The organism is Fibrobacter sp., from assembly GCA_017503015.1.
In the GTDB taxonomy this organism is placed as follows: Bacteria; Fibrobacterota; Fibrobacteria; order Fibrobacterales; family Fibrobacteraceae; genus Fibrobacter.
Map to the genome: position 1 here is coordinate 1 of JAFVTX010000074.1, position 18,342 is coordinate 18,342.

An 18,342-nucleotide genomic window follows, 5' to 3' on the forward strand; every position below is an offset into this window, starting at 1 on the left:
CCGCTTTACCCGTTCCGACAAGGACAACGGGAACACCAAGCGGTTCAAGAGCCACATGCTGGAAATTTCAAACGAGCAGATTACCGCCTGGGAAATGTTCAAGGGCGTCAAGGTGAAGGTAATCCACGAATCTTCCACCTGGATCGACACGCTGGTGGCCTTCCTGCCCGCACTCCTGCTGATTGCCTTCTTCTACCTCATGATGAGCCGCCAGATGGGCGGTGGCGGCAAGAACCCCTTCAGTTTTGGAAAGAGCCAGGCCAAAATCATCGGGAGCGACCCGAAGAAAAAGACCACCTTCAACGACGTGGCCGGCTGCGACGAGGCCAAGCAGGACCTGCAGGAACTGGTGGAGTTCTTGAAAGACCCGAAAAAATACGACGAACTGGGCGGACGGATTCCTAAGGGCGCGCTTCTCGTAGGCCCTCCGGGTACCGGCAAGACCCTCCTTGCCCGTGCGGTTGCTGGCGAAGCGGGAGTGCCCTTCTTCAGCATGTCGGGCTCTGACTTTGTGGAGATGTTCGTGGGCGTTGGTGCAAGCCGCGTGCGCGACCTGTTCGACACCGGCAAGAAGAACGCCCCCTGTATTCTGTTTATCGACGAAATCGACGCCGTGGGTCGCCAGCGTGGAGCTGGCCTCGGCGGCGGTCACGACGAACGCGAACAGACCTTGAACCAGTTGCTGGTGGAAATGGACGGCTTTGCTGCCAACGAAGGCGTGATTTTGATTGCGGCCACCAACCGCCCCGACGTGCTGGACAAGGCACTGCTCCGTCCGGGACGCTTTGACCGGCAGATCGTGGTGGGACTCCCCGACCTGAAGGGCCGCGAGGAGATTTTGAAGGTTCACCTGAAAAAGCGGAAGGTGCCCCTGGACAAGGACGTGGACGTTTCCGCCATTGCCAAGGGAACGCCGGGACTTGCCGGTGCCGACCTGGAAAACCTGGTGAACGAAGCCGCCCTTTTGGCAGCCCGCTTCAACAACAAGAAGGTCACCATGCTGGACTTCGAAGAAGCCCGGGACAAGCTGAGCATGGGTGCCGAACGCCGCACACTGTTGATGACCGACGAAGAAAAACGGCACACCGCCTACCACGAAGCGGGACACGCCCTGATGACGCTCCTGTGCAAGCATTCTGACCCGCTCCACAAGATTACCATTATCCCCCGTGGCCGCGCCCTGGGTGTCACCATGAGCCTGCCGGAACGGGACCAGGTGAGCTACAGCCGGGAATACGCCGAAGAGCGCATCATGATCATGATGTCTGGCCGCCTTGCCGAACTTATCTTCTTCAACCACCAGAGCACCGGCGCCAGCAACGATATCCAGCGGGCGACAGAACTGGCCCGGAAGATGGTGACCGAATGGGGGTTCGACGAAGAAATCGGACCGGTTTGCTACAGCCGCACCGACGGCGAGGTGTTCCTGGGCCGCGAAATCAGCAAGCCCAAAGAAATGTCCGAAATGATGGCGGAAAAAATCGACAACGCCGTCAACGGGCTTATCAAGCGCATGGATGCTGCGGCACGCAAGCTGCTGGAAGAAAACAAGGACAAGTTGATCGACCTTGCGGAAGCGCTGTTTGAATTCGAAGTCCTGGACCGTGAAGAAATCGACAAGGTCATGGCAGGCGAAAAGCTTACCGGCACCAAGAAGAGCCGCCAGTACCAGGCCCTGGAAGAACTGGCCGAAAAGAAAAAGCGGGAAAATACTCCCCCGCCGGACCCGGGAAAACAGCCTCCGGTAGCCCCTGCGGCAAACGCAAACGCCACCGTCGCAGAAATCAAGCCCAAGCCCGCCGATGGTCCGGCAACGGCCAGCGATGGCACGAGCCAGACAACCGCCGTGGAGCCGCCCCAGGAACATTCCTAAGATGCTGAAATCCGTCCTGGAAAAAAGCCGTGCACTTCCCTGGACCATCGGGAACAGGGTTTTCCCCTGCGCCACCCCTCTGGTCATGGGAATCGTGAACGTGACGCCGGACAGTTTTTTTGACGGCGGGACTCACGCCACTCCGGACGCCGCCTACGAGCATGCCGTTGGCCTGCTGCAGCAGGGGGCAGACATTCTTGACATCGGCGGCGAAAGCAGCCGCCCGGGGAGCACCCCTGTCAGCGAACAAGAAGAAATGGACCGGGTATGCCCTGTGGTAGAAAGCCTTGCTCAGCTGCAGGATATTTCCGAAGACCTGGGAAACCCCGGACACCGGGAGTTCCTCATTTCTGTAGATACCACCAAGGCGAAGGTCGCCGAGCAGTGCATGCGCCTGGGCGCCCACATTATAAACGACATCAGCGCCTGCACCATGGATCCCGATATGCCATCGGTAGTCGCAAAGACCGGAGCCTCTGTGGTGCTGAACCACATGCGGGGGAATTTCGGCACCATGCAGGCGGACTTCAAGCCCTACGAAAACGTGGTGCAAGAGGTCCGGCAAGAACTGCTTGCCCAGGCAAAAAAGCTTTTGGACCTGGGCGTCAAACGCGAAAAGATTTGCCTGGACCCTGGGATTGGCTTTGGAAAGACCGTCCAGGACAATATCGACCTGATGAAATCCCTGGAATGCTTTCTGGACGACGGTTTCCCGGTGCTTATCGGCACATCCCGCAAGTCCTATATCGGTAAAATGCCCGGTCTCGAGCACAGCGACCGACTAACCCCCACCATCACCGCAGGCATTATTGCTACCTTGGGTGGAGTAAGCTGTATCCGTGTACACGACGTGAAAGAAACGAAGGAATCCCTGCTCTACCTGGAGGCTCTAAAGTCCGATGGTCCTGTTTAAGCTTTTTGACATCATCGATGTCCGCATGGCGGATATTCTGGACATTCTCATCATGTCCATTATCCTGTACTATGTGTTCCAGCTGTTCCGCGGGACACGTGCCGTCCAGATGATCATCGGCGGCATGTTCCTGGTGGTGGCCTGGTTCCTTGCCCAGTGGTGGGAACTCCACACCCTTCTCTGGCTTTTGACCAATCTTGCCACCCTGGGCATTATCGCCATCGTGATTCTTTTCCAGCCCGAAATCCGCAGTGCCCTGACCCGAATTGGCCAGACCGTCAGCCGGGCCAGCTGGCAATCCATCTTTTTTCACGCCAGCGGACTTGACGATGTGACCAAGTCCATCACTACTGCCGTACAGGACCTGGCCAAGAACCATTTCGGTGCCCTGATCGTCCTTGAAAAGCGCGTGGGCCTGCGTAACTACGAAGAGACCGGTGAAATCCTGAACGCCCGCATCAGTTCCCGCCTGCTCCGCTCCCTGTTTTTCCCCAATTCCGCCCTCCACGACGGTGCCGTGCTCTTGAACAGCAAGTGCATTGTGGCCGCGGGCTGTATCTTGCCCATGCCCACCGCAAACGCAGGCGGCGACACCGGCTACGGCATGCGTCACCGTGCTGCCCACGCCCTCGCCTCCGAATGCGACGCCCTGGTCATCGTGGTCTCCGAAGAAACGGGCTACATTTCCATCGCCTACCGTTCTAGCCTCCGCCGTAACCTGAGCATCAAGGAACTGGAAACCGAAATCAAGCGACACTGGGGCGAGCTGTTCAAGGACGAACGGGTCGAGGAGAAGGAAGGTAGTGGGGTCTGAGGTCGCTTCGCTTTGAGTTATGTGTGCGGTCGCCACAGCTCCCTTTGAGGTATAATTCGGATTTCAGATTTCGGAATTGGTTGATGGTTACAAGAGGTGTCATCCTGAGTGTCCTGTAAGGGCACGAAGGATCCAAGATTGCAGAATTGTTAGGTTGTAGAAGATGAGCGAAAACAAGAATAACGAGATTGAAGAAAAGAAAAAACGCAAAAAGAAGAACATCGCCATTCTGGTGCTGATGTTCCTTTTGCTTTTGTGCCTTTTTATTGTACAGTGCCACCTGGACCGCATCAAGCAAGAGGCCCTGCGCCGTCAGCAAGAGACCGAACTGGAGGCCCGCCAGCGCTACATTCTGGATAGTTTACGTCGGGCCGAACAGATGCGGGCCGACAGCCTTGCCGCCCTGGAACAGGCTCGCCTTGCCGACAGCTTGAGGATTGCCGACAGCCTTCGCCTAGCGGACAGCCTCCGCATAGCCGATTCTTTGGCGGCGCTGAACCCCAAGCTGAACCAGGACAGCCTCCGCCATGTGCGGGACAGCATCCGCCACGTGCGGGACAGCCTTGCCGCCCTGGAAAAGGCCCGTAACGACAGCCTCAAGCGCATTGCCGACAGCCTAGCCGCACTAGACAAGGCACGTGCCGATTCCCTGGAAAAGAAACGCATCCAGGACAGCATCCGTGCCGCAGACCAAATTCCGCCCAACGCCGAAATCACGCCTCCTGCGGGCCGCTACTACGACCCCATCAAGCTGAAAGTAAAGTGCGACGAAATCAAGTGCAAGACCTTCGTTTCTATCGGCGACACACTGAACCCGGTTGAAGCGGGCAAGGCCATCGATTACAACAAGACGGGTTCCGTGTACTACTACGCTGAAGATTCCGTTGGCAACAAGAGCCCCTGGGAAGAAGCCAAGTACGACATGGCCAGCGACAACATCTGCGGAAAGAACGCCTACCCCGTTCCCGTTGGCGGCAAGACCGTATGCGTCGATGCCTACGAATACCCCAACACCCCCGACGAAAACCCCAGGGACATGGTCTCCCAGGAACAGGCCGCAAGCCTCTGCGAGCAGGCGGGCAAGCACCTTTGCACCATCGACGAGTGGCAGGCCGCCTGCCGCGGCAAGGACAATACCAAGTACACCTACGGCAACTCCTACAAGCAGAACAAGTGCAACACCAACACCAAGGCCGCCAAGCGCAGCGGGCGCAAGGAACAGTGCCGCAGCTGGTGGGGCATGTACGACATGAACGGGAACCTGTGGGAGTGGACCTCTACCCCCAGCAAGGAACATTCCAACATGTTCTACGTGGCCGGTGGTGCCTGGAACACCAACAACGGAAGCCAGTGCACCGAAAAGAAGTTCAGCTTCTACCCCCAGAACCAATACCCCAGCGTAGGGTTCAGGTGCTGCAAATAATTAATTCGGATTTCAGAATTAGGAATTAGGAATTATTTAATTTGGCGGCTTCGCCGCGATTATTTCAATTCTGAACTCCGAGCTCCGAATTCCTAATTACTCTGACAGCTCCACGTGCAGGTGCTCGGCGTCGCCGCGTTCCCAGATGATTCTGAATCGGGGGCTTAGCCGTTCTGTCACCAGGTTCACGATTTCGCGGCGTTGTTCCAGCGGGATGTACTTTATGCGGAAATCGATAGCCTTGTTTTCGTAATGTTTGGACTTGCGGGCATGGTAAGGCCAGTCGTTCCCGCTGGTAATCACGGGAACGTAGTCATCGCCCAAGACCTGATGAAATGCGTTAATCACCTCCAGCCCAGCCGTATCCATGGCGGGTTCAAGGCTTTCCAGGTAAACACCCGGCTTCTGCTTGGTCCGCTTGATAAGGAGCTTGTGGACTTCTCGATCACTAAAAGGCTTCACGTTCAAGTGCCTGTAATAATCCTCGGCACTCCAATCTACATCTACCTCAGGAGAATCGTACTTGGGAATGGGCCGTGTATTGGCCCGAATCAGCAGATAGACGCCAACAAGCGCCAATACGGCAAGGATCGGGGCAATTAGGTACAGGTGCTTCATTTTCCGCGAAAAAATACTATTTTATGGAACATGAAAAAGTTAATTCCTTTTGCAACACTTGCTCTTTCTTCCCTGTTCCTTTTCGGTTGCGGACAGGACAATGTCAACTACACCGGCTGCTGGCTGGGTGAAGAAAACATGGCCTTCGAAGTTCTTACCGAAAATGGCACGGACTACACCATCCGCAACATCAACGGCGACCTGAAGGCGACTGTACAAGACGGGGCTCTCCGTGGCAAGAATACTCTTGACATGGAATACAAGATGAACGTGAAAGGAGATTCCGCCTATTATGAATTCGGCGGAATCGTCACAGGCTACAAGAGGATTACCAAGGAAGAATACGACCGCGTCGTAGCTACCCTGCAGAAAGCCGCCGGAATGTAACTTCAACTCGTCATGCTCGTCCCGGAACTTTGTCCGGGATAAACTCCAGCGAGCATCCGCTTGATTACTTTCCTTCCAGAGTCTCTCTAACTAGCTGGTCCAGGGCGTACTCGCCGGGTGCGCCGCTCCACACGCCCTTGATATAGCCGTCCTTGTCCAAAAGCATAAGGGTCGGGACAGCGTGTATTCCGTAGCGACGCCACAGGTCCTGTGTCGCGTCCCGGTACAGCGGATAAGGCGAAGCGTGGACCTGGTTGTAAAAAGCATTCAACTCGCTCAATCCCTCATTTGAAATCCCGATAACTTCCAGTCCCTTGTCTCCGTACTTCTTGTAGATGTTGGCAAGCACGGGGAGCGTCTTGCGGCAAGGCCCGCACCAGGTGGCCCAAAAATCCAGAAGGGTGGCCTTGGGCTTTTCTTTACGCTTTTCGCCGTTCTTGTAGAAGTTCTTTCCGAACTCGGCAATCTTGCTCCCGATGGCAGAACCTGTCAGGCTGCTGATGTCGTCTGGGCGTTCCGTAAGGGCAGCCATCACGGTCCTTTTCTTTCCGTCGCGGGAAATTTCCAGCCTGATCTTGTCCCCCGCCTTGTGGCCCGAAATGGCGGACTGAATCTGGGACATGTCCGCCAGAGGCTTGCCGTTTACGCCCACCAGCAAATCGCCAGAGGTCACACCTACCGCAAAGCACCCCGATTCCGGATGCACACCCTTGATGTCCAGGGCCAGATGGTTTTCGAAGGTAGTCTTCTTGAAAGAAAGCCCCAGCCAGGGGGCGGCAAGAGAGGCCGAACATACCAGAAGTAAAGACAGAGCAAAAAATCGAATAGAAAATTTTAGTTTCATTTTTTTCCTCAAACGGCTCCTCGCCTTGGTTCGGCAACGCTCACCACAGGTCGCGAGGACGACACTTCTTGAGACCCGCAAACCCTAGATCCTAACCCCTAGATCCTAAATCCTAACCCCTAAAATCCTACCCTACTTCTTCGGATTCCGGTCGTCGTATTCGCCCAGGGACTTGTAACCGTCATTCAGCATGGCGTCCATCAGTTCGGCCCGCATGGCATGGGCCGCCATCCAGCGGAAAGCCACCACGGAGTAGCACTGCACGGCATCCACCCCCATCTTGATGAGGTCATAAATCTTGTAACCGTGGTCGATACCGCCGCAAGCAATGACGCTCATCTGGGGGTAATGCTCCCGGATGTACTTCACGTTCCAGACCATGTTCTCGTAGAGAGGCCTGCCCGAAAGCCCACCGCAGTCGCCGTCGGCACGGAGAGGCATCAGGTCATCACGGGTCACGGACACCGGAAGCTCGCTGATCTTTGCCGTAGGGTAAGTGTTCCCCACCACCACGCCGTTCACGCCGGTACGCACCAGCATATCCATGATAGAAATCAAGTGTCGCTCCATCAGGTCGGGACTGAGCTTGGCATACACCGCCTTGCGGATACCCAGGCTGTTGCGGATTTTCATGATTTCTTCAAAAATCTGCTCCGAAAAGCTCATATCCAGATCTACGCGGGACTCCCCCGTATTGGGACAGCTCACGTTAATCTCGATGTAGTCAGCGGCCTTGTAGGCGATGGTAAAGCTCTCGATGATATCCTTGATTTTTTCTTCGGGGTCGGTAAGACCCGGAGTCTCTGCCACGGAGATGCCTACGCAGAGACCTGCCTTGTGGGCTTTCACCAGCTGCTCGTCCACACGCTTGGCTATAACTTCTACACCCTCGTTGTTAAGACCCATGCTGTTGTAGATGGCCCGATCATCTTCCAGAAATCCGATACGGGGGCGGTGGGTGTTTCCTTCCCTAAAATGGCGGGTGGCGGTGCCTACGGTAATGCCGCCAAAACCTACATTGGCAAAGTCCTTGATACGCAAAGCAGTCTTGTTGGCTCCGGCGGCCAAGATGATGGGACACCCGAAATACAGGGAATTGCTGTGGTCCGCAAAAGTAATGACCCGCTTCAGGGGCTTGCGCAGGTCAGGACGGCCTCCCATAAAGGGAATAAACGGTGCAAACCGCGCCGCATACTTGAAGGAGTCGTGCCTGAACTCCGGGGACTTGTGGAAAATCCGACGAATCAGCGCCAAGACCTTGTCACTGAACTGCAAATAATACTCGTGATTCGTGCATTGAAAAGTCATATTAGTTAAATTATAAAAAAAAGAGGTACTAAAGGTGGAACAGAACATAGAAAAAGAAATTCACGGGAACATGCCCCGCTACCTGGAAACCCTGATGGACCTGGTGCGCAGTCCCTCCATCAGTTTCGACAATTTTGACCAGAAGTTCGTAATCCAGTCCGCAGAGGCGGTAAAGGCCCTTTTCGAGAAAGCGGGATACACCAACATCCAGTTTTTGACCCCCAAGAGCGGAAGGCACACGGTCTATGCCGAAAGCCTCACCAGCAAAGACAAGCCTACGGTGCTCCTGTACGCCCATCACGACGTGCAGCCCCCCATGCGGGAGACCCTCTGGAATTCCAAGCCCTTCGAGCCCGTGCTGAAGGGAGACAGGCTCTACGGTCGTGGAACCGCCGACGACAAGGCGGGAATCGTCACCCACCTGGCGGCCGCCGAACAGGTCCGCAAATTGCTGGGCGACAATGGCCCGAACCTGAAGTTCATTATCGAAGGCGAAGAGGAATCGGGCAGCGAAGGCTTCGCCCAAATCCTTCGAGAAAACGCGGAACTCCTCAAGTGCGACGCCGTCATCGTGGCAGACCTGGGGAACTTCGCCAAGGGAACGCCTTCCATCACCACCACCCTCAGGGGCATGAGCGCCATCAACGTGGAACTCCGTGCCACCAAGGCACCACTCCATTCCGGAAGCTGGTCGGGCCCCATTCCGGACCCAGGGCAGGAACTCTGCAAGATTATCGCCGCCATGACCAACGCCGACGGAAGCATTACCATTCCCGGATTTTGCGACGGACTTGTTCCCCCTACCCCGGAGGAACTGGAATCCTACAAGAGCCTGGGCATGACCGAAAAGATTTTCCGCAACGACGGCGGCGTGCTGGACTCGGTCAAGCTGAAGGTCAGCGAAGAAGAAATTCTGCTGTCCCTATGGCGCCGCCCTTCCATCGTGGTGACCGCCATGCAGGTAGGGAGCCGCACCAACGCCGGAAACGTGCTGCAGGACTCAGCATACGCCCGCATAGGCATACGGCTTGCCCCCGGCATGAACGCAGACCGTTGCACACGCCTGCTGGTAGAATTTATACAAAGTAACGTTCCCGACGGCCTGGAATGCACCATCCGGGAAGAGGACGGAGCAAACCCCTTCGTGACGGACACCAGCCACCCCTTCTTCAAGGAGATGGCAAGCGCCATGACTCGAGCCTACAAGAGCGAGACCAAGTTCATTGGTTGCGGGGCGAGCATCCCCGGCGCAGAGCTGTTCCGCAAGACCTTCGGAAACATACCGATTCTGCTGACGGGCCTGGAAGACCCGGAATGTGCCGCCCATGGCGAAAACGAGAGCCTGTACGTTCCTGATTTTGAGCACGGCATCGTGGCGGAAACACTGTTCTTTGCAGGAATATGTTCAAATATGGCTTATTAATTGTGGAGGCTATATGAAAAAAAGACTTGTAGTATTGACGGGTGCTGGCATCAGCGCCGAGTCGGGACTCCGCACCTTCCGCGGGAACGACGGTATGTGGGAACACGAAAACATCGAGGACGTGTGCACTCCCGACGCACTCCGGCGTGACCCGAAAAGGGTCAAGGACTTTTACAACTTTCTGCGGAAGGGCCTGCCGAACCACCAGCCAAACGCAGCCCACCTGGCGCTAGCCGAACTGGAAGAGCGTCTTGGCGACGAGTTCTTGCTGGTAACCCAGAACGTAGATGACCTGCACGAGCGTGCGGGAAGCAAGCGGGTGCTCCACATGCACGGCGACCTGATGAAACTCCGCTGCGTGCGGGACGAAGACCACGAATTTTCCTTTACCGGCGAAGAGACTCTGGAGACCAAGTGCCCCATTTGCGGCGCCAAGACCCGCCCCGACATCGTGTTCTTCGGCGAAGTCCCGCTGTACATGGACCAGATTCAGGACGCCCTTCGGGAATGCGACGAATTCGTCTATATCGGGACCAGCAGTGTGGTGTACCCCGCCGCAGGCTTCAAGAGTTTCGCCAAGAGTTTCGGGGCGAAGGTCACCTGCCTGAACCTGGAGATTCCCGATCACGACCCCTACACCGACGTGTTTGTCCAGGGCAAGGCCACCGAGGTAGTGCCCAAGTGGGCGAAGGAATTTAAGTAGCGGAAACGGGGTTTTAGGGGCAGAGCCCCTAGGAGAGGGGGTAGGCAAAGACTTGTCCTAGGTAAGACAGGTCTGAAATGTATGGATCCCGGACACGTTGTGTCCAGGATGACGTGGGAACATTTCGTTCCCTCGATGGCGCGGGGCAAGGCTTTGACGAGGGGGAGACCTCCCCCTTTGTTGCCGATTTCCCACCATTTATCTATATTTATGCATATGAGTGAATATACGCATAAATCCAGCATCGGACCGGTGGTCCCTCAGGATTTCGTCAAGGACTATGGCGAGACGGGTTTTGCGCTGGAAAACGGACAGACGCTGCCTGCGCTGAATATCCGTTACGAGACTTACGGCAAGCTGAATGCCGCCGCCGACAACGCGGTGTGGGTCTGCTCGCCCCTGACCGCCGACGCACACGCCGCCGGCTGGTACACCGAAACCGACCGCAAGCCCGGCTGGTGGGACGAACTTATCGGACCGGGCAAGGCTATCGACACGGACCGCTTCTTTGTGGTCTGCAGCAACATTCTGGGCGGCTGCAAAGGCACTACCGGCCCTGCAACGGTGAACCCCCGCACGGGCAAACCTTACGGGAGCACCTTCCCCATCATCACCATCGGCGACATGGTGCATGCCCAGAAGGAACTGGCCAACGGGCTTGGCATCAAAGAATTCTACTGCGTGTTGGGCGGCTCCATGGGCGGTTTCCAGGCCATGAAATGGGCCATCTACTACCCTGAACAGGTGAAGCGGGTGGTGATTATCGCCAGCTCGCCCCGGTTCTCCAGCCAGGCGCTGGGGTTCGAGGTGGTGGCCCGTGACGTGATTACCCAGGACCCGAACTTTAACGGCGGTGATTACTACGACAAGGCGAACAAGCCAGACATCGGTCTTGCCAACGCCCGCAAGCTGGCCCACATCACCTACTTGAGCGCCATCGGCATGGAACAGAAGTTCAAGCGTTCCCAGGAACAGGAGAACCGTAACCACGCCGTCACCTACAGCACGCCCTTCGACCTGGACCTGCCCATCGAAAGCTACCTGCGCTACCAGGGTAAAAAGTTCGTGGACCGCTTTGATGCCAACAGCTATCTGCACATCGCCCACGCCACCGACGCCTTTGACCTGGAAACCGAATACGGCAGCATCGAGAACGCCTTTAAGGATATCGGCGCCGAGGTGCTGAACGTGAACCTCTCCACCGACTGGCTGTTCCCGCCCCACGAGAGCCGCCGCATCACGAGTGCACTCCTTAACGTGGGCAAGAAGGTGACGAGTCTGGAACTGGACACCCAGTTCGGACACGACGGGTTCCTCATCGAAGTGGGCGAACTGGGAAAGGCCGTGGGCCGGTTCCTGGATTCCAAGATTATCCCCCAGCAGGGCACCCAGGCCGTGCCCGTGTTCCACGAAGAAAGCGACTTCCAGCTGCTGGGCAAGCTGGTGAAAGAAGGCAGCCACGTGCTGGACCTGGGCTGCGGAAGCGGCGACCTGCTGGACTACCTTATCCAGAAAAAGAACGTCTCCGGTTTCGGCATCGAGAAGAACATCACGGGAATCCTGGACTGCCTGGAAAAAGACGTGCAGGTTATCCAGCGGGACCTGGACGACAAGGGCATCTCGGACCTGAAGGACGGGAGCTTCGACTACGCCATCATCAACCGCACGATTCAAGAGATCCGCGACCCGGTGGCACTCCTGAACGAACTGTTGCGCGTCGCAAAGAAGGCCATTGTCACCTTCCCCAACTTCGGGCACTGGGCCACCCGCGGAAGCCTGATGCTCCACGGTCGCATGCCCAAGTCCAAGGAACTGCCGTACGAATGGTACGACACGCCCAACATCCGCTTACTCACGGTGAAGGACTTCTACACCCTCTGCAAGAAGGAAGGGTTCAAGATAGAGAACATCAACTTCCAGAGCGAACACCTGGCAAGCAAGGTTCTCTCTGCTCTTGGGCTCAAGAACTTCGGCACCGAACACGTAATCGCGACAATCTCGAAGATTTAGGATTGTATCAAGGCCAACCCCAAACGACCAGCTCGTCAAAAAGACGTGCGTGAACAGTCAAAGCAGTCTATTGATTATCAGCTTTCCAGCAGGTAACGGATGTCCTCGACGCGACGTTTGAGGCCTGCATCCTTGGAGAGCTGTTCCACGATAGAATTGATGGACGAAATCACCGTAGAATAATCCCTATGGAAGGCCTCACCGATGTTCTTGAGGGATTCCGTCGTAAGCTCCCGGCACAGGTACATGGCCACCTTCCGCGGAATAGACGCACCTGCGTCTTGCCGCTTGGAGCAGAGCACCCGAGGTTCGACGGAAAACTCGGCGGCAACGGACTCCAGGATGTTATCCACCGTAAGGACGGTGTTCGCACCGGACTTGGGCGCCGAATGCATCCGCTTCACGTTGGCAAGGTTCAGCTCCACGTTGTTGAGCACATGCATGGCCCGAAGCCAGTTCATGAGACCTTCGATAATGCGAACATTCGCCCTGGGCTGAATCGCCAGGTAGCGACAAATCTCTTCACGATCGGATTCCACAAAGGGAATACCCTCGGACATCTTGCGGATAAGGGCCATACGGGTGTTGAAGTCCGGTTCTGCAAGCCCTACGCCCACACAGTTTTCCAGCGGGTTCAGCAGGTCCGCCGTCAGTTCGTGGGACAGGGAATTCTTCTCGGGCTTTTCGCCTGCCGAAAGCTTCTTGAACTTGGACGGATGGCAGTCGCAGCTGAGCACCACCTGACGGCCCATGCGGCTCATGTACTTGATGAGCATGGACAGGCGTTCCTGACTCTTGAGGCCGTTCTTCAGAAGCTGGATATCGTCCAACAAGAGAACATCGCAATGCTCGTAAATGTCCGAAAATTTTTGCTTGAGCTCGTTTACTTTTCCCCAATCCTTAATCTTGGCGGCATCGCCTATGGCCGAATAATCCCGCAAAAAATCATAAGCCTGACGGTAAAGGATTCTAAGTTCCGGACGAGTCTTCTGAAGGCTTGCAGCAATGGACTGGAGCAGGTGGGTCTTGCCAAGGCCCGGAGCCCCGTAAACCAGAAGCAAATTCATGGCCGCATCACCTGGATGCTCCACTATGGTCTGACAGGCTTTGAGGGCCGTAAAATTGCATTCCCCCTCGACAAAATTGTCAAAGGTGTACTTTTCGTACAAATTAAGATTTTCTTTTGGTTTCTTAGCAGGCTGCAGTGCAGATGCCCGAGCCTTGGAGGCGAGGATACGGCGCTCCACCTCTTTGGATATCTGGACCGCCGTGGCCGAGGGGGCAGCATCGGCAGGGGTTTCATTCAACACGCGGACCTTGTAATCCACAAAGTCACTGCCATATACAGAGGCAAAAGTCTTGCGGAGCAAGGCGCCATAATGGCTGTTGAGCCAGGTCTCCCTGAAGCTATCGGGAACCGTCAAACAGACATAGCCTTCACAAAATCCATCAAAACCAACGGCATCAAAAAAAGCGGCGCCAAACTCGGAGCATTCCTCGCGGACAAGGGCCATGGCCCGCGCCCAGGGGGAGCCGTTTTCATCTAATAAATAAGCAATGTTATCCACAGTTTTCCAAACACAAAAAGAGGGTCAAACAAAATCGTTCACCAAAATTAAATAAAACATACGAAAAAGAGATTTTTCGCTGAAATATTTTCAAAAACTGCTGTTTTCTGCTTAAAAAGGGCAATTTTTTGTTATGCCCCGTCTATGTCCGTTTCTCTCCGAAAAACACCCTTTTTACACCCTTGATAATCAAAACCACATCCCTATGGTTTTCACAAGTTATCAACATATTTTTTTTCAGAGATGTCTTGACAAAAATTTGCCCTAAAACAATTCTTTCAGGGCGGCCCCATCGGCACAGGCAAGGGCCTTCGTTTTCCACTCCGGGTCGAGCAAGAGTTTCGCCACTCCGGCAATGGCAACCGTATGGGCCGTAGCCGATTCCGCCGGCGACAAGAGCAGGCACAGGAACTGTGCCGTTTCTCCGCAGGGAGTAGAAATGCCCTGAATTTCAGGAGCGACGACAAAGGCCATCAGGGGCGATTCAAGCCCAGAAATTCTCGTATGGGGCAACAGAAGGCCAGACCCCATGTAGATTCCCTCCCCTATCCGCTTTTCGACGGCCTTCCAGGCGGACAGGGCATCAAAAGCAACGCCCGCATTTACAAGCCCTTCAAAGGCAAAACCCAGCGCCTTCTGGAAAGCAACCGGCTCCTTATAGACTTGCGTATAAGCGGGGATCAGGGAACTCAAAGGAGAGCACGCTCCATAAAGGAGAACACCTGGGAATCCGTGGCCTTGGCGATGTTTCGGAATTCCGAGAAAACAGAGCGCAGCTGTTTCTTACCGGGCTCGATATACTGCTCGAACTTCTGGATACCCTTGGTCTTGGATAGGAAGCAATAGGCACCCAGGGCTTGCATCACACGCTGGAGGCTTGCATGGATAAAGCTTTCCCAGGCATCTTCCTTGGTGTAAATCTTTGCGCCCTTGTACTGGAACCGCCAGTATTCAAAGAAGTCCTTCACCATGTCCAACGGCAGACCCACGTAGGGGTCCCAAAGGAGGGACGCGATGTCATAGAACATGGAACCGCGGCGCGCCCCCTGGTAATCCACGAACACGATTTCGGAGTTGGGGCGGATCATGATGTTCTGGCTCTGGAAATCCCGGTGCATCAGCACCTTGGTCTGAGCATCTACGGATACCGCCAAGAGGGAACAGAAATTACGAACATAATCAGGAATGTCGTCAATTCCGCAGTGGGCCTTCAGGTAATTGTCGGTGAAGTAATCCGTTTCCCACTTGAGGGCGGCAAAGTCAAAGCGGCGAAGCCACAGGTCCGTGTGGGAACTGAACAGAGACTGGGACGCGTTCTGCCAGTGAATCAAGGCCTCTATTACCTCGGGGTAGAGAATGCGGACACTGCCGGACTGGGGCTTGTCGGGAGACACGTCGTCCAGAAGGCGGCGATTTCCCAGATCCTCTTGCAAAATCTGGGCGGAATTTTCGTCGACGCTGAACAACTTCGGTACCGGAAGGCCTTCTGCCTTGAACACCTGGGAATATTCCACGAACTTCTTGAAATCGTCGTTTACTTCGGCGGACACCTGCAGCACGGAGGAACGCTCGCCAGAAGAAATCCGGTAGTAGCGGCGGCCCGAGCCCGCCCCAGCGATGGATTCTACAGAAAAATCATCGGCATAGCCATGGGAGCCGAGATAACCCTTAATCTTTTCGGAAATTTTCAATTCTTCACCATTCATGGTATAGAATATACTTTATCCCGAGGAAAAAAGCCAATAATTATTATGAAAAAGGGTTCTTTTCCCTAGTCCCTAAATTCTAGATCCTAGCCCCTAGATCCTAACCCCTAATCTCTTCGTCCGTCAGGTAGCAGGCAGGGTCTTCGGCCCAGAAGTCGCCGGTCACGGCCTCGGCGCGGGTGCGGAAGTTGCCGTTGCACAGGTTCAGGTAGGCGCACTTGGGGCAGCGGCCCTTCAAAAGGGGTTTGCGGTCCTTGAGGCCCGCCATAATGGGGTTGCTCAGGTCGGTCCAGATTTCACCGAAGGGGCGTTCCCGCACGTTCCCCAGGGTGATGTACTGGGTGAACTGGTCGGGGTGGACATTCCCTACACTGTCGATGTTTCCGAAGGCCATGCCGCTACGGTTCCCGCCATTGCTCTGGATGAGCTTCAGCACGCGCTCCCCGAGGGCGGGGTCCTTTTCCCTCATCTTGAGGTACAGGTAGACGGCGTCGGCATGGTTATCTACGGTGAGAATTTCCTTATTGATGCCACGGGCCTTGAAATCCAGGGTACGGCTGATAATCAGGTCCATGACCTGGCGGCTCTCTTCGTGGCTCAGGTCACGCTTCACCATGGCAGAGCCACGACCGCTGTAGACAAGGTGGTAGAAGCACACCCGATCAATATTTTCCTGTTCCAGCAAATCGAAGATGGAATCCAGGTCCTGGAAATTGTCACGGGTGATGGTAAAGCGAAGTCCTACCTTTTGCCCCGTGGCCACGCAGTTGCGGATGCCCCGGAGCGCCATCTGGTATGCTCCAGGCTTACCGCGGAACTTGTCGTGAGTGGCTTCACAGCCGTCCAGGCTGATGCCCACGTACCCTACGCCCATGTCCTTCAGGCGCTTTGCGGTGTCTTCGTCTATGCGGGTGCCGTTGGTGCTGATGGTTGGGCGGATTCCCTTGCCGGCGGCATAATTCGCCAGTTCAAAGAAGTCCGGCCGCAACAGAGGCTCGCCACCGCTAAACAAGATGACGGGAACCTTGAAATCCGCAAGCTGGTCGATGAGCGAAAGGCCTTCTTCGTGGGTCAGTTCGTTCTGGTACTTGATGGCCTCGGAGCGGGCGTAGCAGTGAACACAGTTCAAGTTGCAGGTCTTGGTGCAGTTCCAGACCACCACAGGTCCACGACCTTCGCTCACCCCGTTCCGGGCTTCGTGAGCCTCGGGAGTATAGCGAAGGGTATCACCGAAATTCGGCACATCCATCAACAGCTTGGTAATGCTAATCATGGAGGGAAATGTAGAAAACTAATCCTTAAGGCAACGGACGGATAGCGCGAAGTCCTTGCCGTCGTCCTCCAGGAATGCACGCTCGTAGCTGTAGTTCAGATACATGCTGTACACGTTGCTACCGATTTCAGTGGAGCTCCAGAAGGTGACATTGTTGCCCAAATTGCGGAAGCCGCTATCGATGTTGCGGGCGCCCGCAGGGAAAGCGGAAAAACCATAAGCATCCGTACCGTCGCCATTACTATTCCAGCCGGATGTAGACTTGAGCATGGCACCCGCTACTTCTTGTCCGCCGACAGCCTCAAACAGTGTTTCAAATTCGTCCCAGTTGCTTGGCAGGTGCCAGCCCTGGGGGCATACGCCCCGCACATTTCCGCTGGGAGAACATTCCGAATTATAGCCGCAGCCGTTGGCCGTATTCCCCTCGATGATTCCCGCACTGTCCATGGCCGCACTCCACAGGTACAGGCGACCATACGTTTCGCAGTTGGCAGGGTCGTCATCGTAGCAGAAACTGGAAGAATCTAAGTCATCGGTGGGTCCAAGGTATCGATAGTTCAGGTTCTCTGCCATCCAAGTCTGGTTCCCAATCTTGACCGTTCTGTAGGTTTGCCCGTCACGGGGGTCGGTAAATGTACCGGTAACTACGTCGTTCACGTCAATTTCACCGGAACTTGACGATTCGCCTAAGTCATTAGCACTTGAACCGCTGTCACCTCCGCAAGCGGCAAGCAACATCATAGAGGCAAAAGAAAGGCCTAGACACAGTTTTCGCATAATCACCCCTTATTAAGTCATTAATTTATAAAAATCCTTCAGAAATGTAAATGCAAGGACTATACAATATCTCGAAGGAAACTCGCAGGGACTAACAGTCACAAGAGTTTCCACCTGCGGTAACGTATCTTACCTGTAGTAAATGTTCTTGCCAGAGAATACGTTTGATACCTAAACCCATCGCCAATTTTTTGACCGAGATGTGTGCTTCCCGAGAGAGCAGTCGAATGAAATGAATCTGCGAGCGAGGGAATGTTCACATCGAGGGAAAGATTTGTAACAAAAACACCTCCCGCAGAACGGGAGGCGCTATAAGGAAATTTTCCTTTATTACCGTGAACAACAAGTGCCTCGTATTAACGAGGCACGGTTGTGAGAGCGAGGGCAAGCCGGAGAAGTTATCCCCGGTTTTAGCCCGAGCGGTCTTATTTAGCTTCAGCAGCAGGAGCGGCGGCAGCGGCTGCGGGAGCAGCAGCTTCAGCGGCAGGTGCGGCAGCGTCGGCAGCATCCTTCTTCTTGGACTTAGAAGAGATGGAGAAGATCACCGTACGAGGAACGGAGGCCAGAGTAACGCCTTCGGGGAGCTTGAAGTCCTTGGCGTAGAAGGTCACGTTGGTCTCAAAGTCGGAGATATCCAGTTCCAGAACGGTCGGAATGGAAGCCGGCTTGGCAGAGAGCATCAGGTAATGAGTTTCCTGAGCC

Annotated in this window: 17 protein-coding genes; 8 read left to right on the plus strand and 9 right to left on the minus strand. The window is 55.3% G+C overall.

Going from position 1 to position 18,342, the window contains the following annotated elements; genetic code table 11:
* The 4 genes from ftsH to IKB43_12935 form a co-directional block, all read left to right on the plus strand.
* On the plus strand, nucleotides 1-1,873 hold a 1,873-nt coding region (gene ftsH, locus IKB43_12920; protein ID MBR2471025.1), incomplete at its 5' end, for an ATP-dependent zinc metalloprotease FtsH.
* Between the two features lies 1 nt (nucleotide 1,874).
* On the plus strand, nucleotides 1,875-2,786 hold the full coding sequence (gene folP / locus IKB43_12925; protein ID MBR2471026.1) for a dihydropteroate synthase: 912 nt from the start codon (nucleotides 1,875-1,877) through the stop codon (nucleotides 2,784-2,786).
* A complete protein-coding gene (gene cdaA, locus IKB43_12930) occupies nucleotides 2,773-3,600 on the plus strand; it encodes a diadenylate cyclase CdaA (GenBank protein MBR2471027.1) in 828 nt (275 codons plus the stop codon). Before folP ends, cdaA begins: the two co-directional genes overlap by 14 nt.
* A gap of 163 nt (nucleotides 3,601-3,763) precedes the next feature.
* The gene (locus tag IKB43_12935) at nucleotides 3,764-5,023 is read left to right on the plus strand and encodes an SUMF1/EgtB/PvdO family nonheme iron enzyme (protein MBR2471028.1); all 1,260 of its coding nucleotides are present in this window, start codon (nucleotides 3,764-3,766) and stop codon (nucleotides 5,021-5,023) included.
* A gap of 96 nt (nucleotides 5,024-5,119) precedes the next feature.
* Here IKB43_12935 and IKB43_12940 read toward each other — a convergent pair whose 3' ends face one another.
* Nucleotides 5,120-5,641: a hypothetical protein gene (locus IKB43_12940; GenBank protein MBR2471029.1), complete on the minus strand. Its 522-nt coding sequence runs from the start codon at nucleotides 5,639-5,641 to the stop codon at nucleotides 5,120-5,122.
* A 30-nt stretch (nucleotides 5,642-5,671) separates the two neighbouring features.
* Here IKB43_12940 and IKB43_12945 point away from each other — a divergent pair, with 30 nt between their 5' ends.
* On the plus strand, nucleotides 5,672-6,028 hold the full coding sequence (locus IKB43_12945) for a hypothetical protein (protein MBR2471030.1): 357 nt from the start codon (nucleotides 5,672-5,674) through the stop codon (nucleotides 6,026-6,028).
* Between the two features lie 64 nt (nucleotides 6,029-6,092).
* On the opposite strand, the gene IKB43_12950 is transcribed toward IKB43_12945, so the two are convergent.
* Together IKB43_12950 and IKB43_12955 are read right to left on the minus strand one after the other, a co-directional pair.
* Entirely contained in the window at nucleotides 6,093-6,872 is a 780-nt protein-coding gene (locus IKB43_12950; protein MBR2471031.1) for a redoxin domain-containing protein, read from the minus strand.
* A 132-nt stretch (nucleotides 6,873-7,004) separates the two neighbouring features.
* Complete coding sequence (locus IKB43_12955) at nucleotides 7,005-8,180, minus strand: dihydroorotate oxidase (GenBank protein ID MBR2471032.1); 1,176 nt, start codon at nucleotides 8,178-8,180, stop codon at nucleotides 7,005-7,007.
* A gap of 34 nt (nucleotides 8,181-8,214) precedes the next feature.
* Between IKB43_12955 and IKB43_12960 the strand changes: the two genes are divergently transcribed.
* From IKB43_12960 to IKB43_12970, 3 genes are all read left to right on the plus strand, one after another.
* Entirely contained in the window at nucleotides 8,215-9,603 is a 1,389-nt protein-coding gene (locus IKB43_12960; GenBank protein ID MBR2471033.1) for a M20/M25/M40 family metallo-hydrolase, read from the plus strand.
* A gap of 13 nt (nucleotides 9,604-9,616) precedes the next feature.
* On the plus strand, nucleotides 9,617-10,306 hold the full coding sequence (locus IKB43_12965) for an NAD-dependent deacylase (GenBank protein MBR2471034.1): 690 nt from the start codon (nucleotides 9,617-9,619) through the stop codon (nucleotides 10,304-10,306).
* A gap of 135 nt (nucleotides 10,307-10,441) precedes the next feature.
* On the plus strand, nucleotides 10,442-12,316 hold the full coding sequence (locus tag IKB43_12970; GenBank protein ID MBR2471035.1) for a homoserine O-acetyltransferase: 1,875 nt from the start codon (nucleotides 10,442-10,444) through the stop codon (nucleotides 12,314-12,316).
* A gap of 77 nt (nucleotides 12,317-12,393) precedes the next feature.
* Here the strand turns inward: IKB43_12970 and IKB43_12975 are convergent, their stop codons facing one another.
* The 6 genes from IKB43_12975 to IKB43_13000 all read right to left on the minus strand — a co-directional run.
* The gene (locus IKB43_12975) at nucleotides 12,394-13,830 is read right to left on the minus strand and encodes an AAA family ATPase (GenBank protein ID MBR2471036.1); all 1,437 of its coding nucleotides are present in this window, start codon (nucleotides 13,828-13,830) and stop codon (nucleotides 12,394-12,396) included.
* A gap of 318 nt (nucleotides 13,831-14,148) precedes the next feature.
* Nucleotides 14,149-14,568 (minus strand): PTS sugar transporter subunit IIA, encoded by a 420-nt coding sequence (locus IKB43_12980; GenBank protein ID MBR2471037.1) that lies wholly within the window; start codon nucleotides 14,566-14,568, stop codon nucleotides 14,149-14,151.
* A gap of 5 nt (nucleotides 14,569-14,573) precedes the next feature.
* Nucleotides 14,574-15,590, minus strand: a complete 1,017-nt coding sequence (locus IKB43_12985; GenBank protein MBR2471038.1) for a phosphotransferase — start codon at nucleotides 15,588-15,590, stop codon at nucleotides 14,574-14,576.
* A gap of 100 nt (nucleotides 15,591-15,690) precedes the next feature.
* Nucleotides 15,691-16,863, minus strand: coding sequence for a putative heme d1 biosynthesis radical SAM protein NirJ1 (gene nirJ1 / locus IKB43_12990; protein MBR2471039.1), 1,173 nt, complete (start codon nucleotides 16,861-16,863; stop codon nucleotides 15,691-15,693).
* Nucleotides 16,864-16,881: 18 nt separating this feature from the next.
* Nucleotides 16,882-17,640, minus strand: a complete 759-nt coding sequence (locus IKB43_12995; protein MBR2471040.1) for a fibrobacter succinogenes major paralogous domain-containing protein — start codon at nucleotides 17,638-17,640, stop codon at nucleotides 16,882-16,884.
* Between the two features lie 425 nt (nucleotides 17,641-18,065).
* The coding region (locus tag IKB43_13000) for a 50S ribosomal protein L25 (protein MBR2471041.1) at nucleotides 18,066-18,342 on the minus strand (277 nt) is incomplete at its 5' end.